The sequence below is a fragment of the Streptomyces sp. NPDC037301 genome (assembly GCF_055602785.1).
This window is the reverse complement of sequence record NZ_JBVJWD010000015.1, coordinates 79,305-105,012: the sequence shown is the minus strand read 5'-3', so window position 1 is coordinate 105,012 and position 25,708 is coordinate 79,305. Positions and strand designations below refer to the sequence as shown.

The 25,708-nt window shown below is 69.8% G+C and carries 22 protein-coding genes and 3 pseudogenes; 10 read left to right on the top strand and 15 right to left on the bottom strand.

Going from position 1 to position 25,708, the window contains the following annotated elements; genetic code table 11:
• Positions 1 to 90: 90 nt before the first annotated feature.
• Positions 91 to 813 carry an alpha/beta fold hydrolase gene (locus ACZ7IB_RS23970; RefSeq protein ID WP_470915483.1) on the bottom strand — a complete coding sequence of 241 codons (723 nt, stop codon included), beginning with the start codon at positions 811 to 813 and terminating at the stop codon, positions 91 to 93.
• A 57-nt stretch (positions 814 to 870) separates the two neighbouring features.
• On the bottom strand, positions 871 to 1,842 hold the full coding sequence (locus ACZ7IB_RS23965; RefSeq protein ID WP_470915481.1) for an alpha/beta hydrolase: 972 nt from the start codon (positions 1,840 to 1,842) through the stop codon (positions 871 to 873).
• A 439-nt stretch (positions 1,843 to 2,281) separates the two neighbouring features.
• Here ACZ7IB_RS23965 and ACZ7IB_RS23960 point away from each other — a divergent pair, with 439 nt between their 5' ends.
• From ACZ7IB_RS23960 to ACZ7IB_RS23940, 5 genes are all read left to right on the top strand, one after another.
• Positions 2,282 to 4,162: an amidohydrolase gene (locus tag ACZ7IB_RS23960; RefSeq protein WP_470915659.1), complete on the top strand. Its 1,881-nt coding sequence runs from the start codon at positions 2,282 to 2,284 to the stop codon at positions 4,160 to 4,162.
• A 131-nt stretch (positions 4,163 to 4,293) separates the two neighbouring features.
• Positions 4,294 to 4,956, top strand: a complete 663-nt coding sequence (locus ACZ7IB_RS23955; protein WP_470915479.1) for a hydrolase — start codon at positions 4,294 to 4,296, stop codon at positions 4,954 to 4,956.
• 47 nt (positions 4,957 to 5,003) lie between these two features.
• Positions 5,004 to 5,528, top strand: a complete 525-nt coding sequence (locus ACZ7IB_RS23950; protein ID WP_470915477.1) for a DoxX family protein — start codon at positions 5,004 to 5,006, stop codon at positions 5,526 to 5,528.
• Positions 5,509 to 6,246: a YoaK family protein gene (locus tag ACZ7IB_RS23945; RefSeq protein WP_470915475.1), complete on the top strand. Its 738-nt coding sequence runs from the start codon at positions 5,509 to 5,511 to the stop codon at positions 6,244 to 6,246. Before ACZ7IB_RS23950 ends, ACZ7IB_RS23945 begins: the two co-directional genes overlap by 20 nt.
• A gap of 186 nt (positions 6,247 to 6,432) precedes the next feature.
• The gene (locus ACZ7IB_RS23940; protein WP_470915473.1) at positions 6,433 to 8,202 is read left to right on the top strand and encodes an MFS transporter; all 1,770 of its coding nucleotides are present in this window, start codon (positions 6,433 to 6,435) and stop codon (positions 8,200 to 8,202) included.
• Here ACZ7IB_RS23940 and ACZ7IB_RS23935 read toward each other — a convergent pair.
• The 13 genes and pseudogenes from ACZ7IB_RS23935 to ACZ7IB_RS23875 all read right to left on the bottom strand — a co-directional run.
• Positions 8,194 to 9,051 (bottom strand): annotated as a pseudogene (locus ACZ7IB_RS23935) (helix-turn-helix domain-containing protein); the annotation flags it as partial. The gene ACZ7IB_RS23940 and the pseudogene ACZ7IB_RS23935 sit on opposite strands and share 9 nt — an antisense overlap.
• Before the next feature lie 184 nt (positions 9,052 to 9,235).
• Entirely contained in the window at positions 9,236 to 10,198 is a 963-nt protein-coding gene (locus tag ACZ7IB_RS23930; protein ID WP_470915471.1) for an alpha/beta hydrolase, read from the bottom strand.
• 119 nt (positions 10,199 to 10,317) lie between these two features.
• A complete protein-coding gene (locus ACZ7IB_RS23925) occupies positions 10,318 to 10,677 on the bottom strand; it encodes a LuxR C-terminal-related transcriptional regulator (protein WP_470915469.1) in 360 nt (119 codons plus the stop codon).
• Positions 10,617 to 11,603: a hypothetical protein gene (locus tag ACZ7IB_RS23920; RefSeq protein ID WP_470915674.1), complete on the bottom strand. Its 987-nt coding sequence runs from the start codon at positions 11,601 to 11,603 to the stop codon at positions 10,617 to 10,619. Before ACZ7IB_RS23920 ends, ACZ7IB_RS23925 begins: the two co-directional genes overlap by 61 nt.
• Positions 11,515 to 11,946 carry a DUF4232 domain-containing protein gene (locus ACZ7IB_RS23915; protein WP_470915468.1) on the bottom strand — a complete coding sequence of 144 codons (432 nt, stop codon included), beginning with the start codon at positions 11,944 to 11,946 and terminating at the stop codon, positions 11,515 to 11,517. The genes ACZ7IB_RS23920 and ACZ7IB_RS23915 overlap by 89 nt, the downstream gene beginning before the upstream one ends.
• Before the next feature lie 278 nt (positions 11,947 to 12,224).
• Positions 12,225 to 12,734, bottom strand: coding sequence for a MaoC family dehydratase (locus ACZ7IB_RS23910; protein ID WP_470915466.1), 510 nt, complete (start codon positions 12,732 to 12,734; stop codon positions 12,225 to 12,227).
• A gap of 140 nt (positions 12,735 to 12,874) precedes the next feature.
• Entirely contained in the window at positions 12,875 to 13,849 is a 975-nt protein-coding gene (locus tag ACZ7IB_RS23905; protein WP_470915464.1) for a hypothetical protein, read from the bottom strand.
• 118 nt (positions 13,850 to 13,967) lie between these two features.
• Positions 13,968 to 14,810, bottom strand: coding sequence for a fumarylacetoacetate hydrolase family protein (locus ACZ7IB_RS23900; RefSeq protein WP_470915462.1), 843 nt, complete (start codon positions 14,808 to 14,810; stop codon positions 13,968 to 13,970).
• A gap of 76 nt (positions 14,811 to 14,886) precedes the next feature.
• Positions 14,887 to 17,817, bottom strand: a complete 2,931-nt coding sequence (locus ACZ7IB_RS23895; protein WP_470915460.1) for an FAD-binding and (Fe-S)-binding domain-containing protein — start codon at positions 17,815 to 17,817, stop codon at positions 14,887 to 14,889.
• A gap of 167 nt (positions 17,818 to 17,984) precedes the next feature.
• On the bottom strand, positions 17,985 to 18,857 hold the full coding sequence (locus ACZ7IB_RS23890) for an alpha/beta fold hydrolase (RefSeq protein WP_470915458.1): 873 nt from the start codon (positions 18,855 to 18,857) through the stop codon (positions 17,985 to 17,987).
• A gap of 82 nt (positions 18,858 to 18,939) precedes the next feature.
• On the bottom strand, positions 18,940 to 19,665 hold the full coding sequence (locus ACZ7IB_RS23885; RefSeq protein WP_470915456.1) for an alpha/beta fold hydrolase: 726 nt from the start codon (positions 19,663 to 19,665) through the stop codon (positions 18,940 to 18,942).
• Positions 19,666 to 20,070: 405 nt separating this feature from the next.
• Entirely contained in the window at positions 20,071 to 20,946 is an 876-nt protein-coding gene (locus ACZ7IB_RS23880) for an alpha/beta fold hydrolase (RefSeq protein ID WP_470915454.1), read from the bottom strand.
• Positions 20,947 to 21,260: 314 nt separating this feature from the next.
• Positions 21,261 to 23,003 (bottom strand): pyruvate dehydrogenase, encoded by a 1,743-nt coding sequence (locus tag ACZ7IB_RS23875; RefSeq protein WP_470915452.1) that lies wholly within the window; start codon positions 23,001 to 23,003, stop codon positions 21,261 to 21,263.
• A gap of 490 nt (positions 23,004 to 23,493) precedes the next feature.
• On the opposite strand from ACZ7IB_RS23875, the gene ACZ7IB_RS23870 reads away from it, so the two are divergent.
• The 5 genes and pseudogenes from ACZ7IB_RS23870 to ACZ7IB_RS23850 all read left to right on the top strand — a co-directional run bounded on the left by ACZ7IB_RS23870 (position 23,494) and on the right by ACZ7IB_RS23850 (position 25,613).
• Positions 23,494 to 23,844, top strand: coding sequence for an SsgA family sporulation/cell division regulator (locus ACZ7IB_RS23870; RefSeq protein ID WP_470915450.1), 351 nt, complete (start codon positions 23,494 to 23,496; stop codon positions 23,842 to 23,844).
• Positions 23,845 to 23,964: 120 nt separating this feature from the next.
• Positions 23,965 to 24,183 (top strand): annotated as a pseudogene (locus tag ACZ7IB_RS23865) (LLM class flavin-dependent oxidoreductase); the annotation flags it as partial.
• A pseudogene (locus ACZ7IB_RS23860) lies at positions 24,171 to 24,712 on the top strand (CE1759 family FMN reductase); the annotation flags it as partial. The pseudogenes ACZ7IB_RS23865 and ACZ7IB_RS23860, both read left to right, overlap by 13 nt.
• Positions 24,713 to 24,792: 80 nt before the next feature.
• Complete coding sequence (locus ACZ7IB_RS23855; protein ID WP_470915449.1) at positions 24,793 to 25,161, top strand: WhiB family transcriptional regulator; 369 nt, start codon at positions 24,793 to 24,795, stop codon at positions 25,159 to 25,161.
• Entirely contained in the window at positions 25,158 to 25,613 is a 456-nt protein-coding gene (locus tag ACZ7IB_RS23850) for an SsgA family sporulation/cell division regulator (RefSeq protein ID WP_470915447.1), read from the top strand. The genes ACZ7IB_RS23855 and ACZ7IB_RS23850 overlap by 4 nt, the downstream gene beginning before the upstream one ends.
• Positions 25,614 to 25,708 lie beyond the last annotated feature (95 nt).

The window sequence follows — 25,708 nt, the reverse complement described above, 5'->3', positions numbered from 1 at the left end:
ACCCCCACCCCCCCCCCCCCCCCCCCCCCCCCCCCCCCCCCCCCCCCCCCCCCCCCCCCCCCCCCCGCCGCCCTACCGCCCGGCGCCTCGTCAGCTGGTCGCGCGTACCGCATCGCGGATCAGTTCGGCGACCTCCTTGGGCCGGGACACGGCCACGGCGTGCGAGGCGTCCTCGATCTCGACGATGGTCGCCCCGGCCCGCTTGGCTCCGAAGCGCTCGACCTCGGGGTTGATCGCCTGGTCCGCGCCGGCCACGAGCGCCCAGGAAGGCTTGGTCTTCCACGCGGCGGCCGAGGCCGTCTCCGTGAATGCCGAGGCGGCCAGCGGACGCTGCGCCACCGCAAGGACCTTGGTGGCGGCGGCCGGGACGTCGGCGGCGAAAATGTCCGGGAACGCCTCGGCCTTGATGGTGACTTCGACGGCAGGCTCCGATCCCTCCGCGGGGTACGTCGCCTCCTTCAGGTTGCTGACGAGCGGCGAGAGGGGGAAGCGGCCCTGCAACTCGCCCAGGCTCTCGCCCTCTTCGGTGACGTAGGCCGCTACGTAGACCAGCCCGACGACGTTCTCCGCGGCGCCTGCCACGGAGATGATCGCACCGCCGTAGGAGTGGCCGACGAGCACCACCGGACCGTCGATCTGAGCAGCCACGGACGCGATGTATGCGGCGTCGGACGCCAGGCCGCGCAGCGGGTTCGGTGGTGCGACCACGGGGATGCCGTGGTTCTGCAGTTCCGCGATGACCCCGGTCCAACTGGCGGCGTCCGCGAAGGCTCCGTGCACGAGAACAGCTGTGGGGGTGGGGTTCGTGGTCATGTTCGGGTTGTTCTCCCTGTTGTCGGGGGCTTTCGGAGGTCGGCGTGGAGCGCGGTATCAGCCGGTGTGGAGCGCGGTGCGCAGGGTGTCGGCGGCCAGCGTGATGGCGGCCTGGGCGGCGTGGGTTTCGCGGAGGGCGTTGAGCATGACGAAGTCGTGGATGATGCCCTGGAAGCGGACGGCGGTGACGGGGACGCCGGCTGCGCGGAGTTTGTTGGCGTAGGCCTCGCCTTCGTCGCGCAGGACGTCGGCCTCGCCGGTGATGACCAGGGCCGGCGGCAGCCCGGTGAGCTGGTCGGTGGTGGCCCGTAGCGGGGAGGCGGTGATCTGGGCGCGGTCGGCCTCGTCGGTCGTGTACTGGTCCCAGAACCACTGCATGCCGTCGCGGCGCAGGAAGTAGCCCTCCGCGAACTGGCGGTAGGAGCCGGTGTCGAAGTTCGCATCGGTGACCGGGTAGAACAGCACCTGCTGCACGAGCGGGATGTCGCCGCGTTCCTTGGCCATCAAGGTCAGCGCGGCGGTCATGTTGCCGCCGACGGAGTCGCCGGCGACGGCCAGCCGCGAGCCGTCCAGGTTCTTGGACGCGCCCTGCTGGACGACCCACTTCGCGACCGCGTAGTTCTGCTCGATGGCGACCGGGTAGCGGGCCTCGGGGGAGAGGTCGTACTCGGGGAAGACCACGGCGGCGTTCGCGCCGGTGGCGAGTTCGCGTACCAGGCGGTCGTGGGTGTGGGCGTTGCCGAACACCCAGCCCGCGCCGTGGATGTAGAGGATCACCGGCAGGGTTCCTTCCACGCCGGCGGGGCGCACGATGCGTGCGCGGACACTGCCCGTCGGACCGCCCGAGACGGTGATCCATTCCTCGTCGATCTGCGGCTTGTCGATCTCGCCGGACTGCACCTCGTCGACCGCCTTACGTCCCTCGGCGGGCGGCAGGTCGAACAGATAGGGCGGATTGGCGGTCGCTTCGGCGAACGCGGCCGCCGCGGGCTCCAGCACCGGCTGGACCGGGTCTACAACGCCGGACATGTGAGTCTCCTGAGTTTCATGTGATGTGCCGGTCCCTCCGGCGGGGCGACTCCGGGCCAGACATGGAGATCTGTGGGGCCGTCGATCACCACGCTAGGACCCTGAAGGCGGCGGAGATTGACGGTCAGTGCACCGGAGTTGACCCCAGAGCGCATGGAAACGGGATGCAGTGCACTGTAGGAACGAATGCTGTGCACTGCCGGGACACATGGATGCTTCGGCTCGAAATAGCCTGGTGGCGAGGCAGTTGCGGGCTGCCGGAGTTGGGGCTGTGCATCGCACAGAAGGCCCACCCGGAATTCATTTCGGTTGAGCGTAGACGCATTGATTACGTGTTCTCCCGATTCTCTCTGCCCGCCGCTGTCACCTCAGTTAGAAGTCGATGCAGATGGAAAACGACGCTGTTCATGCCGCAGGAGGTTGTCGAAAGGTGTCCACGATGCCGGTCGGTGGGCTGGTTCCCAGCGCCACCGACACCCCCGCGGACCTCATCGTCCGCAACGCGAAGATCCACACAGGAGACCCGGGGCGCCCGCAGGCCGAGGCGATTGCCATACGGGACGGCGTCATCACGGTCGTCGGCGACGACAAGGACGTGGCCCTCCATGTCGGCTCGGCCACGAAGGTGGTCGACGCTCTCGGCCGCCGGATGATCCCCGGCCTCAACGACTCCCACCTGCACGTCATCCGGGGTGGGCTCAACTACGTGCTGGAGCTGCGCTGGGACGGCGTACGCACGCTGCGCCAGGGCCTGGCGATGCTGCGTGAACAGGCGGCCCGCACGCCGAAGGGCCAGTGGGTCCGGGTGGTGGGGGGATGGTCGGCCGAGCAGTTCGCCGAACGGCGGCTGCCGACCGTCGCCGAGTTGAATGCCGCCGCGCCGGACACACCGGTGTTCGTTCTGCACCTGTACCAGTCGGCGGTGCTCAACCGGGCGGCGCTCAAGGCCGCCGGATACACCAGGGACACCCCTGATCCGAAGGGCGGCCAGATCGTACGGGGCCGGGACGGTGAGCCCACGGGCATGCTGCTGGCAGCCCCGAGTGCTCTGATCCTCTACTCGACTCTGGCCAAGGCCCCGGTGCTGGAGGGCGAGGACAAGAGGACCTCCACCCGTCACTTCCTGCGGGAACTGAACAGGTTCGGGCTCACGTCGGCGATCGACGCAGCGGGGGGATTCCAGAATTTCCCCGACAACTACAGCACGGTCGTCGAACTGGCCGAGGCCGGCGAGTTGTCACTGCGCATCGCGTATCATCTTTTCCCGCAGACCGCAGGCCAAGAACTCGACGACCTCGCCCGCTGGATCGAAATGGCACGATCCGAGGACGGGGACGAATGGCTCCGCCTCAATGGTGCGGGGGAGAATCTCACCTGGGCGGCAGCAGATTTCGAGAACTTTGCCCAGCCGCGCCCGGAACTTGCTCCCGGCTATGAGATGGAATTCGAGAAGGCCGTACGTCTGCTCATGGAGAACGGCTGGGGATTCCGGCTGCACGCCACCTACGACGACACCATCCGACGCGATCTCGCGGTATTCGAGAAGCTGGCCGCGGAAGGACTCTTCCCGGCCGGAAACCGGTGGCTGTTCGACCATGCGGAAACCGTCTCCGCGGACAGCCTCGACCGCATCGCCGCCCTCGGCGGCGCCATGTCCGTGCAGAATCGCCTGTCCTTCCAGGGCGAGGCGTTCGTACGCCGCTACGGCCCCGGCGCCGCAGCGGACGCCCCTCCGATCCGGGCCATGCTGGAGCGCGGTCTGACCGTCGGCGGCGGCACCGACGCCACCCGGGTCTCGACCTACAACCCGTGGATCGCCCTGCACTGGCTGATCACCGGCCGCACTGTAGGCGACCTGGTCATGCGCCCGCCGCACAACCGCGTCGACCGGCAGACGGCGCTGTCGATGTTCACCGAAGCAGGGGCCCGGCTGACCGGCGAGGAGGACGTCAAGGGCGTCCTGCGCCCGGGCTTCCTCGGCGACCTCGCGGTCCTGTCCGAGGACTACTTCGCGGTGCCCGAGCCGGACATCGTGCACATCGAGTCCCTGCTGACGGTCGTCGGCGGCCGCATCGTCTACGCCGCCGCCGAGTACGAGGGCCTCGACGAGGAACTGCCGCCGGTCAGCCCCGGGTGGAGCCCGGTCGCGCACTTCGGCGGCTACCAGGCCACGCCCGGTACCGGCTCGTCGGGCGCCCGCCAGGCCGAGTTGCTCGGTCAGGCCGTCGCGGAGTCGGAGCAGCACCGACAGTGGCGCGCCCGACGAGGTCTGGCCCCGGATACCGAGAGCACGGTCTTCGACCCCTGCTTCTCGCTCTGATCTTCCGGGAGAGGCCCGGTCACGAGCCGCCCCTCCCGGGACACCACCCCCACCTCTCGCCGTCGAACGGACGGCTTCGCTCAGCAGCGGACGCCTGTCCGCGATCACATCACTCATGGAAAGGCCCTCTCGTGGTCAACATCTCCGAAGTCACCGCCGCCCCCGGTCCCGACCTGCTGACCCCCGACAACTGCGCCGTGCTGTTCGTGGACCACCAGCCGCAGATGTTCTTCGGCACCGGCAGCGGCGACCGCACCGCCATCATCAACTCGACCGTGGGCCTGGCCAAGGCGGCCAAGGTGTTCGACGTTCCGGTGGTCCTGAGCACCGTGGCCGCCGAGTCCTTCTCGGGTCCGATCATGCCGCAGCTGGCCGATGTCTTCCCCGGCCAGAAGATCATCGACCGCACCACGATGAACGCCTGGGAGGACAGCAACTTCGTCGAAGCCGTCAAGGCGACGGGCCGCAAGAAGCTCGTCATTGCCGGGCTGTGGACCGAGGTCTGCGTCGTACTGCCCACTCTGTCCGCCATCTCCCAGGGCTACGAGGTCTACGTCGTCACGGACGCGTCCGGCGGCGTCAGCCCGCAGGCGCACGAGCACGCCGTCCAGCGCATGGTCCAGGGCGGCGCGATTCCGGTGACCTGGGTGCAGGTGCTCCTTGAGCTCCAGCGCGACTGGGCGCGGACGGAGTCGTACGTCCCCGTCACAGAGGTGGTGAAGGAGCACGGCGGGGCCTACGGCCTGGGCCTGGTCTACGCGCAGGCCGTCATCGGCGCCCACGCGGCCGGCTGACCCCTTCACCTGAGCATCGACGGAACGTCAGGAACAGGCAGGAACGAATGGACACCGGACTGTTGGTCCTCCGGCTCGTGGCGGGGCTCCTCATCGCCGGGCACGGAGTGCAGAAAGTCAGTTTCCGCCTCGGCGGCAACGGCTTGGCGGGCGGAACCGAGGAGTTCCGTCACGACGGCTTCCGCGGCGGCAGGCTCACCGCGCTTGCCGCGGGCGGCAGCCAGATCGGCGCCGGCCTGTTCCTGGCGGCCGGTCTGCTCACTCCCGCGGCGGCGATGGCCGCCATGGGAGTGATGACGGTGGCCGGCACCGTCAAATGGCACAACGGGCTCTGGGTCCAGAACGACGGCTACGAGTACCCCATGGTCCTCGTCGTGGCCTCCGCGGTCCTGGCCCTCACCGGACCCGGCCGCTGGTCGGCCGACCACGCCCTCGGGCTGACCCCCTGGCCCCTGTGGGTCTCGGTCGTGGCCATCGTGGTCGGCCCGGTGAGCGGACTGCTCACCCGTGTGCTGCTGCATCGTCCCTCAGTCAAGGAAGGAACAACTCAGTATGCGCAAGCTGCTGACTGACGCGGCCCGCACGCTGGCTCCGCCCAAGGGGGACAGGCACGGCCCGTTGCCGCCGCTCATGCTGATACTGACGGTGGCGACCGGCCTGGTCGACGCCGTCAGCTATCTGGGGCTCGGGCACGTCTTCGTCGCCAACATGACCGGCAACGTGGTATTCCTCGGGTTCGCCCTGGCAGGTGCCGACGGCCTGTCCGTGCTCGCCTCCATCGTGTCGATGGCCGCGTTCCTCGTCGGCGCGCTGGCGGGAGGCCGGTTCGGCACCCGGTTCGCGGAGCACCGCGGGCGGCTGCTGGCCTTCGCCACGGCGCTTCAGGCGTTGCTCGTCGCCGGGGCGGTCATCACGGCCATGGTCTCGCACGGCAGCGTGACCACCGAGGTCCGTTACGCCCTGATCGTGCTCCTCGGGCTCGCCATGGGGCTGCAGAACGCGGTCGCCAGACGCCTCGGGGTCCCGGACCTGACCACGACCGTGCTGACCCTGACCCTGACGGGACTGGCTGCGGACTCCACCTCGGCGGGCGGGGCCGCACCCCGGCCCGGCCGGCGGATCCTGTCCGTACTGGCCATATTCCTCGGAGCCCTCGCCGGCGCCGTGCTTCTGGAACACACCGGACTCGTCCTGGTCCTGGTCCTGACGTTGGTGCTGCTCGTGGTGACGTCCGCGGCTGCCCACCGCCTCTCGGCCTCCGACGCCCCCTGGGTCAAGCCGCAGGCGTGAACTCGGTGCCGGCCCCGCAGGGAGGGGCCGGCACCCTCGGGCAGTGAGCTGCGGGACCACAGACGCTGCACTCTCGGCCGACGGGCACCCGCGACCGTCTTCGCGGCCACCCTCGGCCAGGCCCGCACGGCACCCGGGACACCGCCGGAAGCAAGGTGTCCGTGCCCCATACCGGTAGGGACCGACGTGAACACCGCACTGTCACCGAAAGACTTCCCGGAGTCCGATTCAGCCTGGGCCCCGCTCGCGGCGCGTGTCTTCCGGGCGCTGTGGATCGCACAACTGGTCTCCAACATCGGCAGTTGGATGCAGACCGTGGGCGCCCAGTGGCTGCTGATCGGCCACGACGCCGCCCTGGTGACGCTCGTGCAGACCGCGTCCAGTCTCCCCGTCGTGCTGCTGGCTCTGCCTTCTGGCGTGCTGGCCGACCGTTTCGACCGTCGTACGGTGCTGCTGGCCGCTCAGTTCGCCATGCTCGCCGCCTCCACCACGCTGTCGGTGCTGGCGTTCGCGGACGCGCTCACTCCGGCTTTGCTGCTCGGTCTCACCTTCCTGCTGGGATGCGGCACCGCCCTGATGGGCCCGGCCTGGCAGGCCATCCAGCCGGAACTCGTGGAACGCCGCCAGTTGGGACAGGCGGCCGCGCTCGGCGCCGTGAACATGAACCTCGCTCGCGCCCTCGGCCCGGCACTCGGGGGAGCGGTGGTCGCGGCAGCGGGCGCGGGCTGGGTCTTCGCCTTCAACGCCCTCTCCTACCTCGGCACCGCGGCCGTTCTCGCACTGTGGAGACGGCCCGGGGCACAACCGCCGACTGCGCAGGGCGAGAAGCTCCTGACGGCTCTGCACGCCGGCCGCCGCTACGTGTGGAACGCGCCCGGCGTCCGCCGAGTCCTGCTGCGCACGGTGCTGTTCATCCCCGGCGGCGCCGCGCTGTGGTCGCTGCTTCCACTGGTCGCCAGCCGCTCCCTCGGCCTGGGCTCGGGCGGGTACGGGGTGCTGCTCGGTGCGGTCGGAGCCGGTGCTGTGAGCGGGGCCTTCGCACTGCCCGCGATCCGCCGCGCTCTGGGCGTCAACGGCACTCTGGCCGCAGGGGCCCTCGTCTTCGCCGGAGTGCTGGCGGTACTGGCCACGGTCCGGGTCCCATGGCTCGCGGCGGTCGTGCTGCTGCCCGCCGGACTGGCCTGGATCGGCGTGCTGTCCACCCTCAACGCGGCCGTCCAGGCACGGCTGCCCGGCTGGGTCAGGGCCCGGGGACTCGCCGTCTATCTCCTGGTCTTCCAGGGCGGGCAGGCGCTGGCGGCACCCCTGTGGGGTGCGCTGGCCGACGGGCCGGGGCTGACCGTCTCCCTTCTGACCGGCAGTGGTCTGCTGCTGCTCGGCGCGGTGAGTGTGCGCCGCTGGCCGCTGCACGGCACGGACGGCATCGACCCGTCCCCGTCAGACCACTGGCCCGTTCCGCCCCTGGTGTTCGAACCCGGACCGGCCGACGGCCCCGTGCTGGTCTCCGTCGTGTACCGGATCGCGGCCGCCAACAGGGCCGCCTTCATCGAGTGCATGGACCATGTGGCCCGTTCACGCCGGCGCACGGGAGCCCTCACCTGGGGCCTCTACCAGGACGGCAGCGATCCGGGCCGGTTCGTCGAGAACTACCTGGTCGCGTCCTGGTCGGAGCATCTCGCCCAGCACCACAGCCGGCTCACGGCCACCGACCGCCGTCACGAGGAGAGGGCCCGCCGACTGCTCGTCGAGGGCACCGCACCGGAGGTGACCCATGCCGTCCAACGCCGCCGCGGGACCCGTGGTGCCCGAGACGGGCGACGCGATGACCACCCCGGGGCGTCGATGCCCACCGGGAGAACGGCCAGGATCGGGCACGTCCGAATCAGCCCACGCCGAAGCCTGCCACTCACTGGGCGACATGCCATAGGCGGCCCGGAAGACCCGGCTGAAGTGTGACGCGCTGGCGAAACCCCAACGGTGCGCCACGGCGGCCACGGCGAGCCTGCGATCCGGTGCCCGGCCGAGTTCGTACCGGCAGGCCTCGAGCCGGCGCAGCCGTATCAACTGACTCACTGTCGTGCCCTCGCTCTGGAAGAGCTTGTGCAGATAGCGGACGGAGATGTGGTGGGCGAGCGCGATCGACTCCGGCGACAGATCCGGATCAGTCAGATGCAGTTCGATGAAGGTCCGGATGCGTGAAAGCGTCTGCGCACCGACGCCTGAGGCGTCGGCCTGCTCCCCCTCGACGAACCCCGTGACGAGTGCGGCGAGGAGATCCACGGCGTTGCGGGCGAGCCGGTCGCCGGTGTGCGACTGGTGGAACGCTGTCTCGGAGGCGAGCGCGGACAGGAAGTTCGACACCAGTGCCCCCACACCCTGTCCGCAGCGCAGGGGCACCCCCATGACCCGGCGCAGGTCGGACTCGGCGACCTCCAGGCGGCGTCGCGGCACACGGAAGACCGTCATCCGGAACGGGGCGCCGAAGCGAGGGGAGTCACGCAGACCCGCACCGCAGAAGACGATGTCGCCCGGTTCCAGGAAGACTTCGCTTCCGTCGTGGGGGAACGCGACCGGACCGTGGACATGCAGGGCGACGTACAGGACTTTCTCATCGCCGGCGTCCGACAGCCATGGCAGGTCGGGGGCGCGTTCCTCGTCGGAACGCAGGACGGAGGTCCGCAGAGAGCCGAGACCGTCCGTGCCGGTCACTTTTCGACGATGCCCGTGCGGTCCGGTACTCCGGCGGCCGGTTTCCCCACGGGGCGCGGACCTTCGCGGCGCCGTCCTTTGCGCTGCGCGTGACATCGGCGCAGAACTCGTGGACAGCATCTCACCGCGCCGCCTCGCGGTGGAGTCGAGGCCAGGGCCGCCGTTCTCCGTGAAGGAACCAAAGATTGCTGACATGCCTGCAAGCGTGACTTTGTGCAAGAGCAGACGCATCAGTCGGCCGACTGGTCTGCGCTCTTTGCCCGGCGGGCCTGGCCGCCTCTCAGTTCAGCAGCCTGCGCAGGAAAGCAGCGCCCTGCCGTACGGCCGCCCGCGTCGGCAGGCTGTCGCGCAATGCCGTCAGGGACACGAAGTCGTGGACCGTGCCCAGGAAACGGGCCGCGGTCACCGCCACGCCGGCACGACGAAGCCGATCCGCGTACTGTTCCCCCTCGTCCCGCGTCACGTCCGCCTCCGCCGTGATCACCAGCGTCGGCGGCAGCCCCGCAAGCTTCGCGAGGCTCGCGCGCAACGGAGACGCGGTCGGTTCGTCCTGCTGCCGGGGATCAGCGGTGTACTGCTGCCAGTACTGGCGCACGGCCTGCCGGGTGAGCAGGTACCCAGTGGCGAACCGCCGCTGGGAGGGGCTGTCGCAATGCGCGTCGGTGATCGGGTAGTACAGCAGCTGGGCACGAATCCTCGGGCCGCCGCACGACTTCGCCATCATGGTGAGCGCCGTGGCCATGGTGGCGCCGGCGCAGTCCCCGGCGGCCACCAATCGGTCCTGCCGGACCACCCAGGTCATCAGGGCGTAGCACTCCTCGATGGCCACGGGATAGCGGGCCTCGGGAGTGCGGCTGTACTCGGGGACGACAGCGGCCACGCCCGCGCTGAGCACGAGCTCGCTGATGAGCCGTGCGTGGGTCTGCGCGTCTCCCGGCATCCACCGGCCCCCGTGGACGTAGAACATGGTGGGAAGCGGTCCTCTTACGCGGGCTGGTCTGAAGACCCAGAAGCCCACCAGCCCGGACGGTCCCACGGGCGCCACCTGGAAGGTGGCGTCCACCTCGAAGTCCTCGACCCGGTGGACCTGGGACTCCCTCAGCGCCTGCCGGCCGTCGACCGGACCCAGCTCGTGCAGAAGCGGCGGGGCCGAGGACGCGTCGACGAGCCGTTGCACCAGCGGATCGAGAACCACTGAGGACGGGCACTTTCCGTCCCTGTCCTCCCCGGAGTCCCACTCCATCCGGTACACCTTTCGCTCGGCCCTCTGGGCTCCGGTTCGTCGCTCAGCGGCCAAAGGAGGATGAACGCTGGTACACCTGCCTGTCGGCCCCTGACGCCACGTCTGCTGCTTCGCGCACGTCACCCGTCGTGCAGCAGAATGTCGCGGAGTTGGTGGCGGCTGCTGATGCCGAGCTTGGGATAGACGTTGTAGAGGTGCGAGCCCACGGTACGCGGCGAGAGGAACAGCCGTTCGCCGATCTCCCGATTCGACAGGCCGTTCGCCGCCAGCCGCGCGATCTGCTGTTGCTGGGCGGTCAACTCGGCCAACCGGTCCGCCGACGCGGGAGCGTGGGCGACCCCGCTCGCGCGCAGCTCGCTGCGGGCCGAGGCGGCAAGATGCCTGGCGCCCAGCCGGGTGGCGACTTCCAGAACCGCGGTCAGCTGTGTGCGCGCTTCCAGGGGCCTTCTGCGCCTGCGCAGCCAGATCGCATAGTGCAAACGAGCCTGGGCCCGTTCCAGGGCCACTTGTCCGCCTCCGGGTTGACCAGGGCCAGCCGGTAGTGGTGCTCGGGGTCGGCATCGTCATCGACGAGGGCCGCCGCATGGTGCATGAGCAGTGTCATCCGTGTCGTCGGCCGGGGGCCCTGGCGTTCTCGCACTTCCATGAGGATGCGCGCCGCCTCCTGCTGCCGGCCGACGCGCTGGGCGGCGGCGGCCAGTTCGCTGATGCAGCGGGGAGAAAGGAAGGGATCAAGGGGCGAGCCGTCGTCCCCGAACAGAGCGCGCAAGTGCCGGAAGGCGCTGTCCCCGTCACCGAGGGCCATCGCGGTCAGACCGCATGCCCGCAGCATCCGGGCATGTGTGGCCCGGTTCTCGTCCAGGCTGACGGAGCGCCAGTTCGGGCCGATGAACTGCATGCCCGATACGCTCTCGCCGAGAAGTGCGCGCAGGGTCGCTCCTAGCGCTTCGAGGTCCATCTCCACGCGAGTCCACCGGTGGACGACAGCGTGAGTGAGGCCCTCCTCGATCAGGGTCCCGGCTTCCGCCCAGCGCCCGATACTCAAGAGTGTGTCCACCTGGGCCGCGAGGGTCCACGCGCGCGGGCCCAGGGCTTCTTGCCGGCGAAGCAGCCCGTCTGCCTGCCGGAACTGCTCCGCGCACAGGTCCGGCACGTCGGCGTAGTAGGCGACCGAGGCGGTCGCCATCAGCCGGATCAGCCGGCCCCGACCGTCGGGGGCGCTGAGACGCGGGATCGTCAACCTTTGCAACGCGCTGTCGGCGTGGGCCGCCGGATCGATTCCGGTCGACACGAGTGCCTCCAGTGCCGCAAGGACGTCAGGCCCGGCGAGCTCGGGGAAGAACCGGGCCTCCTGTCCGCACCGGTCCTTCTCCGTTCGTGCGGCCCGTACCGCCTGATCGAGCAATCGTGGCAGCTGCTGCCGATGCTCGGGGAGTCCGGACTGGAAGGCGATCCGCGGGCGGGGTGACGAGCAGGGCGGCCGGTGTGACAGCCGTGGCGCCAGTAATCGCTGGATTGGTGTACGCCAGCGTCGACCAAGCGCTGTCTCCCGGGCTGAGCGTCACGGCCTGTTCCTGCTGATCGGTGGCTCGCTCGGGGTCCGGGGTGACGGCCTCACCGGCGCCGTTGACGAACGCTACGCCCGGGAAGCCGTACAGCGTGCAGGTGCGGCGGGATCTGTTGGTCAAAACGATAGCGAAGCCTGACTGCCCGGCGCCGGGACGGTTGGGGCCGAGGGACGCCCTCACTTCGGAGGTGTGGCAGCGTCTCACCGTCGGTGCGGTCGGCGATGGCGCCGCCGTCCCCGTGCCGCCGGACGCGGTCGGTGTCGGCGTCGGCTCGTTGGAGGGACCGGAGGTGCCGCTGTCGACGGACCCCGGGCCCGTTACGGAACGACGTCGGGGACGTGGAGCCAACCGCAGGCGGGCCCCCGTCCGATGTGTGGCTCGTGCACCCGGTCAGCGCGGCACAACAGGCGAGCGCGACAAGGAGGGTTCTACGGTGCGTCACGTTGCTTCCTCAGGATTCACTGACGCCGCAGGAGGTACTTGTGCTGGCCGGACAGCACAAGTTCGCCACGTTGGTTGTGGATGGTGGCCGCGGTGACTACGACACCGTTGTCGCCCTGTGGCTCCAGGCCGGTGATGGTGAGCGCCGGGTACAGGGTGTCTCCGGAGTGCACTTCGGCCAGGAACGTGCAGGACAGTTCGAGGAAGCTGATGAACACCTCTCCGATGAAGTGGGGGAACAGGGTGGCGCCCGGCGCGGTGAAGGCGAGCACCTGCAGGCCGTGCACCACCGGTGCCGAGTGGCCGTGCCTGCGTGCCCATTCGGCGTCGTAGTGCACCGGGTGGTTGTCCGCGGAGACTGTCTGGAAGGCCGCGGCGTGGGCGTCTGTCAGGGTGCGGCTGGGGGCTCGGAAGACTTCGCCGATGCGTAGGTCCTCGAAGGTTCTGGCCGGGACGACCAGGAATGCGTCGGGGTCGAACGCGGGCGGTGCGGCGGCTGCCGCCTGATGCGTGTCCTGCCGGCCCATCAACTCTGTCCTCTCGTTCGGTGTCGGGTGCTACCGCGTGCGGCGGCCGCTCCGCCCGCTCGTCGTGCGGCGGATCCGATGGCCCAGGGGTCCCGTGCCGCCACACCGGGCAGGTGCGGCGGCACGGGCGCGCGGTCGGCTTATTGGGCGGGGTTGATCCGGGCGGCCAGGAGGTTGGGGTCGTTGTTGGTGAAGTAGGCGCCGCTGGCGATGTAGGCCGTGTTGCCGCGTACGGCGAGCGAGGTCGGGTTCTCCAGCCCGTCGGCGCCGGTCAGCACGACGGTGTGGCTGCCGCCCGGCCTGACCAGGGCCACCTCGTTGTCCGCGTTGATCGCGGCCAGGAGGGTGTCGCCGCGGCCGGTGAACGCGAAGTCGTCGATGTTGATCAGGCCGGTGGCCCGGGTCTCGACGGGGCCGGCGGTGCCGTACCGGGTGACCGGGATGCGCAGCACGGTGCCCTTGTCCAGGTTGGACACCCAGACCGCCCCGTTGTGGATTTTGATGCCGTTGGCTCCGAGGAATCCGGCGGCGGCCAGTTCGGGGGCGGTGGCCCACCGGGTGGGCGTGCCGCCGGTGACGGGCACCCGCCAGACCGTGCCGAGGACCGAGTCGGCCACGTACAGCCGGCCTTCGTGCCGGTCGAGGGCAAGGCCGTTGGGCAGGCCGTCGGCCGGGAGCGCGGCGATACGCTGCGGGGCGCCGCCGGGGCGCAGGCGCCACAGGCCGGTCAGGTCGCTGCTGCCGGTGGCGTACAGGAAGTACAGGGTCCCGTCGTGGGCACGGACGATTCCGCCGAGGAAGGGCGAGGAGAGAGCCGGGGTGTCGGCGTCGGCCGGAGGCTGGGGCAGGGTGGCGAGGACGTGCACCCGGCCGTCGGGGTGGATGCGGGCCACCTGGCGGCTGAAGGCGAAGGTGACGACGGCGCTGCCGCCAGGCTCCAGGGTGATGTTCTCCGGGCGCTGCCCGGCGACCATGTCCAGGTGTGCCACGAAGCTCACGTCCGGCTTCGGGGCGGCGGTGGCTGCGGTCGTCGGGCCGGCCGCGGTCATGGCGAGGGCCGCCGCCACGGCCGAGGCCAGGAGGCCGGTGCGCGTCCCTGTCAGGAATCTGGGCATGTGGGATCTCTTCTCTTTCTCTCTGATTGCAGGGGGCTGTGGGATTTCGCCGCTGGGGACGCCGGTGCGCCGGGCGCTTGAGACGTCAGTTGCCGCGCGTCGCGGACCTCGTAGAGGGTCAGTCGACGAACCGTTGTCGCAGTTCGCCGATGCCCTGGACGGAGCTGACGAGCTCGTCGCCGGCGGCCAGCCAGCGCTGAGGTGTGCGGCCGAGGCCGACACCGGCTGGGGTGCCGGTGAAGATGACGTCCCCCGGCAGCAGCGGGAGCACCCCGGACAGCTTGGCGACGAGGGCCGGCACGGAGAAGATGAGCTGCCGGGTGCGGCCACGCTGTATCTCCTCACCGTTGACGGCGCAGGTCAGCTCCAGGTCGTCAGGGTCCTCGAACTCGTCCGGGGTCACCAGCCAGGGGCCCGTCGGGGCGAAGCCCGGGTAGGACTTGCCGAGGCTGAACTGGGGGGCTGGGCCGTCCATCTGCAGGGCGCGCTCGGAGATGTCCTGGCCGGCCGTCAGGCCCGCGACGTGGCTCCAGGCATCGGTTTCGGACACCTGGTACGCCTCCCTGCCGACAACCACCACCAGCTCCACCTCCCAGTCGGTGTGGCCGCCCCGTGGCAGCGTCACCTCGGTCACCGGGCCGGTGAGGGCGGTCGCGTACTTGGTGAAGACCGGCGGCATGCCCTCGGGCGTGGTGAATCCGGCCTCGACGACGTGCTCCCGGTAGTTGAGGCCGACGGCGAAGAGTTGGCGGGGGGCCGGTGCGGGCGCACCGAGGTCCGCCGGGTCGAAGGGGACCCCGCCGCCGAGGTCGGCCCGGGCGGCCCAGGCGCGGAACTCGTCCCAGCGGGAGTAGACCGCCTGCGGGTCGGAGGAGAACAGTGCGCCACTGGCTGTGTGGACGTCGGCCGCCCGGCCGTGGGTGATCATGACCAGTCGGCCGGCGAGATTGGCGATGCGCAAGGCGGGCTCCCTGTAGGCTGGAGGGTCGAGTTGCGGGCGGCGGTTCCGCTCCGAAGTGGGCGGGCCGCGCCAGTGCTCAGCTGGTGGGTCGAGTGGCACGTTCGAGTGCGAGCAGCACCGATTGGTACGGACGGCCCGTGACGTGTTGCATGCCGATCTCGCAGGTGCGGTTGGCCGACAGGTACGCGTCGAATGTGCCCGACGTGACCTCGGCGGCCTCGTGCGCCGTCGCCGCCTCGGTCAGCTCCTTGTGCAACAGGCCCCGGTCGCCGGCGAAGCCGCAGCACTCCGCGTAGACGGGCAGGCGGACGTCCTGCGCGACGAACTGCGCGACGGCACGCAGCTGTTCGGCATCGCCCAGGTGCCGCATCGAACACGTGGGGTGTATCACCGCGCTGTCGATCCGGTCGGTCACCTTCAGGTGGGGCAGCAGCTCGGTGGCGGCCCAGACGATCGAGTCGACGACGGTGAGAGCCCGGTGCTTCCGCTCGTTCTCGGGCGTCAGATACGGCGCGATCTCATGCCCGATGCCGAGCGTGCAGGACGACGCGTCGACGACGAGCGGCAGACGTCCGCCGTCGGTCCACTCCCAGGCCCGCTCGACGAAGCGGTTCGCCATGACCGTGTTGCCGTCGTCGTACCCCTTGGAGTGCCAGATGGTCGCGCAGCAGGAACCGGACAGGTCCGGCGGTATCCATACCGGCCGCCCGGCCCGGTGGGAGACCTCGACGATCGCCTCGGGCAGGGACGGCCCGTCCACGCCGTCGGGTCCCGCGAAGATCCGGTTGACGCAGGCCACGTAGTAGACGGCGACGGCGGTCTGCCGGTCCGTTGCGGGCAGCCGCGGACTCGCGGAGGACGGTATGGCGGGAAGCCATTCGGGTACCAGGTCCGGCGAGACAGCCTTCCGCGCTGCCGAGGTGACGCTCCCCAGGACCCGGTCGCTGACATGGTCTGCGATGCCGAGGGCGGTCCGGACCGACGACTCCACGAGGGAGAACCGCTCCGCGACCCGGGCCGCGTTCCGCTCCTCCCGTTCGGTGTGCCGCTGGTGGCGGAAGCGCTTCATCATGGCTCCGGTGTCGATGCCGACCGGGCAGGCTGTTTTGCAGGTGGAGTCGCCGGCACAGGTGTCGACCGCGTCGTAGCCGTAGGACTCCAGCAGGCTGTCCATGACAGCCGAACCGACGGGCTGGCGCATCATCTCGCGCCGCAACACGATCCGCTGACGCGGTGTGGTGGTGAGGTCGCGGCTCGGACAGACGGGCTCACAGAAACCGCACTCGATGCAGGGATCGGCGACCGCCTCGATGGTGGGTATGGTCTTGAGCCCCTGCAGATGGGCTTCGGGATCACGGTTGAGGACCACCCCGGGGGCGAGTACCCCCGCGGGGTCGAGGGTCTGCTTGACCCGCCACATCAACTCGGTCGCGCGGGAGCCCCATTCGGCTTCGAGAAACGGTGTCATGTTCCGGCCGGTGGCGTGCTCCGCCTTGAGCGAGCCGTCGAAACGGCGCACCACCATGGCGCAGAAGTCGTCCATGAAGGCCGCGTAGCGCTGGACCTCCTCAGGGCGGGCGGCGTCGAAAGCGAGCAGGAAGTGCAGGTTGCCGTGCGCCGCGTGACCCGCGACCGCGGCGTCGAAACCATGCCGACGCTGCAGTTCGGACAGGGCCTCGCAGGCTTCTGCCAGCCGCGAGGGCGGCACCGCGAAGTCCTCGGTGATCAATGTCGATCCGGCCGGCCGCGCCTTGCCCACTGCCGTCATGAAGGCCTCGCGGGCATGCCAGTACGTTCTGATCGTGGCCGGGTCCTCGACGAAGCGGTTGGTGACGGACGCCACCGGGGCCACCAGTGCCAGTTTCGCCAGGACAGCGGCGGCGGCCTGCTGGTTGGCCTGGTGCGCCGATTCGTCCGGGGCGCGGAACTCCACCAGCAGAGCGGCGGTCTCCTGGGGCAGGCCGGCCCAGTCCGAGGGAACTTTGTCGACGCTCGCGCAGGCGCGGAGGGTGTTCCCGTCCATCAGCTCGACCGCGCGGGCCCCGGCGCCGTTGAACAGCGGTACCGCCGCCGCGGCCGCGGTGAGGTCGGGGAAGAACAGCAGCGCCGTGTGGGTGAGACGGTCCAGGGAGACCGTCCTGAACACCGTCTCGGCGACGAACCCCAGGGTGCCCTGGGAAGCGACCATCAGTCCGCGCAGGATCTCCACCGCGGTGGAACCGTCCAGGAAGGCGTCGAGACGGTAGCCGTTGGTGTTCTTCAGCTCGTACTTCGCGCGGATCCGGGCGACGAGGTCACTGTCGCTCTCGATATCGGCCTTCAGCGCCAGCAGCCCTGCGTGCAGCTCGGGCTCGGTGGTCCGGAGCATCTCGTCGGCGTCCGGGGCTGCGGTGTCGACCATCGTGCCGGACGGGAGGACAAGGGTGAGGGAGGAAAGCAGACGGTAGGAGTTGCGGGTGACTCCCGCGGTCATGCCCGAGGCGTTGTTGGCGACCACGCCTCCGACGGTGCAGGCGCTGGAACTCGCCGGGTCGGGGCCCATCAGCCGGCCGTACCGGGACAGTGTGATGTTGGCGCGTCCCACGGTCGTACCGGGCCTGATCCTCGCCTCGTTCCCGGCGTCGAGCACCTCGACGCCGGTCCAGTGGCGGCGCACGTCGACCAGGATGTCCTTGCCCTGGGCCTGACCGTTCAGCGAGGTCCCGGCCGCCCGGAAGACGATCTCGCGCCGGTGCTCATGGGCGTACCGCAGCACCGCGGCCACGTCCTCGACGTTCTCGGCGATCACGACCACTTGGGGCACGAAGCGGTAGGGGCTGGCGTCCGAGGCGTACTTCACCAGGTCCGACAGTGTGTGGAGCACTTTTCGGGAGCCCAGTAGGCGGACCAGGTCCTTCCGCAGGGCATCGGGAGTACCGGACGCCCGCTCGTCGGGCACCCGGTCGGTAGCTGGGCCCTGGGTCTGCCGCGGGCGCAGCTTTCCCGGTTCCGGATCGAGCAGTGCCATACGGCTCTCCGTTCCATTGCAAGGTGTTCGGTCGGCAACGCGTGCGGCACTTCGCGAGGTGACGCCGGCCACGAGGAATCGAGGAGGGGGACCGCGGCCGGACGGCCACGGTCGCGGCCCCATGTCCTCTTGCGGAATGTCGCGGGCGTGGCGAGGAATGCGTCCGGTCAGTGGTCGGAGCGGACGGAACGGACCGCCCGCAGGATCAGGCCGGTGACAGGGTCGGGGTCGCTCACGGCGGCTGCGTGCGGGGCGCGGACAGTGACCGTGTGGGCGCGGGCGCGCTCGGCCATCCAGCGCTCGGCGGCCGGCGGGATGTTGCGGTCCTCGGTGGCCACGAGGTACCAGCTGGGGATCCTCTTCCACGCGGCCGCGGTGGCCGGCTCCTGGAGAGCTGCCAGGGTGATCGGACGCTGTCCCGCGGCCATGACCTGGGCGGTCGGTCGGGGGACACCGGCCGCGAACTGCTTGCGGAACAGGTCCTTCTTGATGACCAGTTCCTCCCCCTGTCCGCCGTCGGGCAACGGGTAGTACTGAGTGGCGGTGGCCTGTCCCAGGGTGCTGCCGGGGAACTTTTCGGTGAGCTGGAGCGCGCTCTCCCCGATGTCGGGAACGAAGGCGGCTATGTAGACCAGTGCCTTGACCTGCGGGGCGTCGGCCGCGGCCTGGCTGATGACCGCTCCGCCGTAGGAGTGCCCCACCAGCACGATCGGTCCGGTGACGCTGTCCAGAACGCTGCGAATGTAGGCGGAGTCGCTTGCCAGTCCGCGCAGTGGCAGGGCCGGTGCCATTACACGGTGGCCCTGTCGCTGCAGGCGTTCGACGACCGCGCTCCAGCTGGAGGCGTCGGCGAACGCGCCGTGGATCAGGACGATGGTGGACGCGGCCGGGCGCCCGTGTCGTTCGGCCGGACGGTCGGCCGTCGCGGCCTGCGCGGCCTGCGCGGCCTGCGCGGCCTGCGCGACACCGGTGGTCCCCAGGGCGGCTGCGCCGGCCAGGAGGGACACGGTGACGGTGCGGCGTGAGATCGGTGGGTTCATCGTTCGCTCTCTGCGAAGGGGTGGAGGCGGCCGTGGTGTGACGGCCGGTCGGTCGAACGGGCGCGAGCGGGTGCGCGTGGGGTCAGTCGGAGGTGGCCCGTACGGCTTCCTCGATCAGGTCGGCGACGCGCTCGGGGTGGGCGAGCATCACCAGGTGGGAGGAGTCGACCTCGACGGTGGTCATGCCGGCCCGCTGGTAGCCGTAGCGCTCCACGTCGGGGTTGATGGTGTGGTCGGACGAGGCGACCAGGCCCCAGGACGGCTTGGTCTTCCAGGCCGCGGCCGGGGCCGCGTCGGCGAAGGCCTGCGCGGCCAGCGGGCGCTGGGATACGGCGAGGACGGCGGCGAGCCGCGGGTCGACGTCGGCGGCGAAGATGGCCGGGAACTTGTCGGTCCGGACCGACACGTCGGTGCCGGGCGTGGCGGAGCCCTCGATCGGGAAGGGGGTGTAGACGAGTGCGGCGGCGAGGTCGCTGTCCGGGAAGCGGCCCTGCAGTTCGCCGAGGCTCTCGCCCTTCTCCAAGGCGTAACCGGCCAGGTAGACCAGTGCCTTGACGTTGTCCTCGGTGCCGGCGACCGTGATGACCGCGCCACCGTAGGAGTGGCCCACCAGGATGACCGGACCGGGTATCTGCCGGACGATGGAAGCGACGTAGGCGGCGTCCCCTATCAGGCTGCGGTTGGGCACGGCCGGGGCGACCACGTCAAGGCCGCGGGAGATCAGCCGGGGGATGACCTGGGCGTAGCTGGAGGCGTCGGCGAAGGCGCCGTGCACGAGGACGACGGTCGGCTTGTCGGAACTGGGCATGGGGAAACTCCCTCATCAATGGGGTGGTCGGCTGTCGCGCGGCCTGTCGGCCGGGTCGGGGCTGCCGTGGTGGCCCCTTTGCCGTGAGATGTCGCGGGCCGGCCTCGGGATCGGTTGGTGTGCGGTGTGCACTGACCGGGCGGCCGTGGACTCTGCCGGAGGGTTCCCGTCGGACTCCGCGCGGGAGTCTTGCCGAGCGGGAGATCGCCGACACGTGAGTAACTCTAGGGACTGCCCGGCGGCGTGATTGTCTGTCCGCGTCCTGGCTGTGGCCTGTGCGTGCCCACGTTGTCGGGCGGGCACCGGCTGGGCGGCGTTGCCCTGGCACGGAAGTGGGCCGGGGCCGCAACCGGCCCCGCCCCACGTTCCGCTGCTGTTCCCCGAGTTCGGGATGCGGCGCCCCGTTCAGCCGTTCCAGTCCGCGAGGAAGTCGAGGAGTTCCCGGTTGACGACGTCGGGGCGTTCCTCCTGGCAGAGGTGCCCGCACTGGGCGATGGGCAAGCCGCGGACATCGCGGGCGATCCCCTTCCATACGTCCAGGACGTCGTATGCCTGTCCGACGGCGCTGAAGTCCTCGCCCCACAGGGTCAGTACCGGGCAGTCGATGAGCTGGTCGGCGTCCTCCCGGTCCTGGGCGACGTCCTGGGGCGCCGCGCGGTAGTCCATGCAGGACCCCCGCACAGCGCCGGGCTGCTGATAGGCGCGCACGTAGACCGCGATCTCCTCGGGAGTGAGCATGTCGGGGTTGTACGACCAGTTGCGGTAGAAGTGGGTGAGCCAGATCTCCTCGCGGCCGGCGATCAGCGCCTCGGGAAGGTCGGGTACGCCGAGGAAGGTGAAGAACCAGTAGCCCTGCCGGGCCAGGTTCACGTCGTAGGTATCGGCTATGACCCTGGTGGGAATGTTGTCCATGGCCACGAAACGGTCGATGCGTTCTGGGTGGTCCTTGGCGAACCGGGTGCCGACGCGTGCCCCGCGGTCGTGGCCGACGAGGGCGATCCGCTCGTGCCCGAGATGGTCCATCAGCGCGATCACATCGTTGGCCATGGTCCGCTTGTCGTAACCGGAGGCGGGCTTTTCCGTGTCACCGTAGCCGCGAAGATCCGGCGCGATGACGGTGAACCGCTCGGCCAGTACGGGAATCTGCTTCCGCCAGCCGTACCAGGTCTCGGGGAAACCGTGCAGCAGGTACACCGGCGGGCCCTGTCCCGCGCTCACCCAGTGCTGCTTGATCCCGTTGAGTACGGCGGTGTGATGTGTCATGCCTGTCAGGTCTGCCATGAGTGTCCGCTCGGGTCGGGGGATGGGTATGCCGGGCGGGGCCCGGCCTCTCACTCGGTGGGCCGCAACGCGGCGAGGTGGTGCTCCAGGAAGGCGTTTCGAGGTCGCCCTCGGCGCAGCCGGGAAGACGGTTCGGCCGCCGACGCGACGCACAACGCTGCCTCGAGCGAGCCGTCTGCAGAGAGTTCTTCAAGATCCTCGAACGCTCCGACCGCACCAGCGGAACGAACCTCGACGATCCGCCTCAAGCGGCTTGGCGCGATCTAGCAGCCTCGGGGGCATGGTCGATGGCGCCCTGGGCTCTCAGAGCCTTGTTATGGGCGCGGAACGTTTCGGATGTTTGCCCGGGCGAGCTGGATCATGCGTCCGACGCCTCCGGTGAGGACGGTGCGGCTCGCCGACAGGGCGAAGCCGGTGAGCTGCTCGGAGGTGATCTTCGGCGGGATCGCGAGTGCGTTGGGATCGGTCACCACGTCGACCAGCGCCGGCCCGTCGTGGGCGAAGGCCGCACGCAGGGCGTCACGCACCTCCGTGGGCTTCTCGACCCGGATACCCCGCGCACCGGCGGCCGTGGCGATGGCCGCGAAGTCTGTGTGCGGGTACCCGGTGCCGTACGGCGGCAGCCCGTCCACCATCATCTCCAAGTCGACCATGCCCAGCGAGGAGTTGTTGAAGACCACCACCTTCACAGGCAGCCCGTACTGGACCAGCGTCAGGAAGTCGCCCATGAGCATGGAGAAGCCGCCGTCGCCCGAGAGTGACACCACCTGACGCGTCCGGTCGAGGAACTGCGCACCGATGGCCTGCGGCAGGGCGTTGGCCATCGAACCGTGCACAAAGGAGCCCAGTATGCGGCGGCGGCCGTTCGGCGTCAGGTAGCGGGCGGCCCACACGCAGCACATCCCGGTGTCCACGGTGAACACCGCGTCGTCGGCAGCCTCCTCGTCGAGCACCGCCGCCACGTACTCGGGGTGGATTGGAGTGTGCTTGTCGACGTTTCGGGTGTAGGCGCCGACGGCACCCTCCAAAGCGTGGACGTGCCGGTTCAGCATCCGGTCGAGGAACCGGCGGGACGGCTTCTCCTGCACGGCCGGGATCAGGCACCGCAGCGTCTCGCGGACGTCTCCCCAGACGGCGAAGTCCAACTGGGTGCGTCGGCCCAGACGTTCGGGCTGAACATCGATCTGGACCGTTCTGACGTTGCGGGGCAGGAAGTCCGTGTACGGGAAGTCGGTGCCGAGGAGCAGCAGCAGGTCGCATTCGTGCATGGCCTCGTACGCGGCGCCGTATCCCAGCAGTCCGGACATGCCGACGTCGTACGGGTTGTCGTACTGGATGTGTTCCTTGCCGCGGAGCGCGTGGCCTACCGGGGCCTTGATCTTCTCGGCGAACGCCATCACCTCGGCGTGGGCGCCGGCGACACCCCGGCCGCAGAACACCGTCACCGTCTCGGCGGCGTCCACCAGCTCCGTCAGCCGGGTCAGTTCCTGATCGGCCGGACGGACCGCGGGCCGGTCCAGCGGTATCGCGAGTTCGGCCCCGCCGACCGGAGAGTCCTCGGCGGCGATGTCTCCGGGCAGCGCTACGACGGACACTCCACGCCGGCCGACCGCGTGCTGAATCGCCGTCTGCACCACCCGGGGCATCTGCCGGGGCGAGGAAATCAGTTCCGAGTAGTGACTGCACTCCTCGAACAGCCGGTCAGGATGCGTCTCCTGGAAGTACCCGGTTCCGATCTCGCCGCTGGGGATCTGCGCGGCCAGCGCGAGGACGGGAGCCATCGACCGGTGGGCATCGAACAGGCCGTTGATCAAGTGCAGGTTTCCGGGCCCACAGGAGCCCGCGCACGCCGCCAGTCTGCCGGTGAGCTGCGCTTCGGCGCCGGCGGCGAAGGCCGCGACCTCCTCGTGTCGGACCTGGACCCACTCCAGGGCGTCGTGCCGTCTGACCGCGTCGACAACGGGGTTCAGGCTGTCGCCCACCACCCCGTACATGCGGCGCACTCCGACGCGGGCCAGGAGGTCGACGTACTGCTCGGCAACGGTCTGCTTGGGCATGGGCGCTCCTCGGATGGTCGCTCACGGGGCGGTGGCCAGGGTAATGAGGCGCCGAGCAGACCAGTTGTCCCTCCGTGCACCGTGCGGGGCCCGGCAGTGCACCACGGCCGCGCTCGGCTCCGGGCACAGGGGCGCCGGGCAACCGCCGGTTGGATCGGGCTTGGTGCGACGCCGGTCAACGGCTCACCCGGTCCGCGGGCGGCCTGTGCGGCGAGGCCCGGCCCGATGTCCACCGGCACGCACTGCGTCGTTGCCGGAACGGCTGCCGTCGGGGCGGCGACATTCATGGGGACGTGAGCCGGACCGTAGTGCTTTTACGGGCAATGCTCCGTGCGTTCCTCGACAACTGTGCTGGCCACCGGAATTTAGGGTCGGGCGTAGAAAATCGCTTCTGCAATCATTCTTTGGGGCAACCATGGATCAGCGTCTCAGCACAGTCACGTGCACAGTGACGGCGCACGTCAGCGTCCCGAAGAGCATGCCCGCTCCGTTGTCCGCGGAGCTGCACTACGACATGGCGGACCCCTACGCCATCCGCCTTTCCCTCGGCGCGCCGATGAAGAGACCCGTCGACTGGGTATTCGCTCGCGAGCTGCTGACTGAGGGGCTGCGCCGGCCGACCGGCTCCGGTGACGTGCTGGTCATTCCCCGGCACCGCTGCCATCCGCACTCCCTACGTGTCGTCTTGAGGAACCTCGCCGGCACAGCATCGGTCGAAATGGCGGTTTCGGAGGCTACTGCATTCCTTCGGCAGACCTTCGCACTGGTGCCCGAAGGAGCGGAAGGCCTCCACATGGACCTCGACCGCGCCATCAGCGAGCTCACAGGCAGAAGAGGCTGACGGACCCCCCGGTCGCACCCTGACGGACGCCCAGACACGGGCACTGCGCTACAGCCGTCCACTCAGCTCGTATTCACCCGAGAGGAATTCCGAGTGACCCAGAAGAGCGAAACGACTTCCATACAGTTCGGCATCTTCACCATCGGTGATGTCACCCCTGACCCGACCACGGGCCGTACGCCGACCGAGCGTGAGCGCATCAAGGCCATGGTCGCCATCGCGCTGAAGGCCGAGGAGGTCGGGCTCGACGTCTTCGCGACGGGCGAGCATCACAACCCGCCGTTCGTGCCCTCGTCGCCGACCACGATGCGCGGCTACATCGCGGCGCGGACGGAGCGGCCGCCCGGGCCGCCGGGCGGACCTCGGCGGACGTGACCGTGCTCGAGCTGCGCGACCTCGCCGTGGAGATCGCGCACAACTTCACCAACGGGTTCCCGGGGCGGGCGCTGGGCGCCGCGTTCGACGCGGTGGCGGCAGCCGACGGCCTGATCGTCGTCACGCCGGTGTTCTCCGCGTCGTACAGCGGGGGCTGTTCAAGTCGTTCTTCGACGCGCTGAGCGTGCACGACGAGGGCGCCCTGGCCGGCAAGCCGGTGCTGATCGCCGCGACCGGCGGCACCGCCCGGCACTCCCTCGTCCTGGACCACGCGCTGCGCCCGCTCTTCGTGTACCTGAAGGCCGTCGTCGTTCCGACCGGGGTGTACGCCGCCTCCGAGGACTGGGGCGCCGAAGGGCTCGACGGCCGGATCGCACGGGCCGCGGGCGAACTGGCGGCACTGATGACCGGATTGTCCACGGTCAGGAAGCCGGCCGGCGAGAGCCCCGCCGTGGTGCCCTTCGAGGAACAGCTCGCCGCGCTGAAGCCGTAGACCCGGCCAGCGCTTTCCCCGTCAGGTCACGGGACTGTTCCTCCCTCAACAGCTCCTCAGGTACATGGAAGGAGAATTCGATGAAGACACAGACCAAGCCGCTCCTGTGGGTATGGGAATGGCAGGCCGACGCCGCATGCCGCGGAATGGACAGCTCAGTCTTCTTCTCGCCGACCGGCGAGCGGGGCCATGCACGCCGTCGACGCGAGGAAGCGGCACGCGCCATCTGCCGTCGGTGCCCCGTAAGTGATCACTGCGGCCTCTTCGCCATGACATCCGATCAGAACTTCGGTGTCTGGGGCGGACGAACCGAGGCCGAGCGCCGCTCCGGGACCGACGTCATTCGCCGGCCCGGCACACAGCCCGAGGGGAAGGGACAGGGGTTCATCGGCAGCCCTGATGGTCTGCTTCCAGCGTCCGTTGAACGTCGAAAGGCAGAGCCATCATGAGCACACAACCGCTCCGCGACGAAGGGGGACAACCACCGAACGGCGTCATCACCGTGGATCTCGCGGTCGACTTGGTGATTACTTCCACCGAGGCGGTGCCGATGTCGGCACGCCTCGTCTACGACCCGCAAAGTCCCTTCACCGCGCTCCTTGAGGTGTCCAGCCATGGCGACCGGGAGAACGCCCGGTGGAGCTTTGCGCGAGACCTTCTTCAGACGGGCCTGGACAAGCCCTCCGGGGACGGTGACGTCCGCATCTGGCCACCGTGTCGCTGCAGCAACAGACCCGAAGTGCGGATGCTCCTGCGAGGAACCAGCGGCTCAGCTCTCCTGGACGTACCCAGCGAGCCCCTGCGTGAATGGCTGGTGCGCACGTGGGAGGCCGTCCCTCCGGGCGAGGAAAATGCGCGGATCAACTGGGACGCCATCCTGAGCGCGCTGCTCAGCAGCTGACGATGCTCGCCACGGGGCGACGTGATGCCCCGGTAACAGCCACCTCGTTCGGCGTTTCCAGCAGTACTTCGAGGCAGCCCATTGAGGCCCGCCTC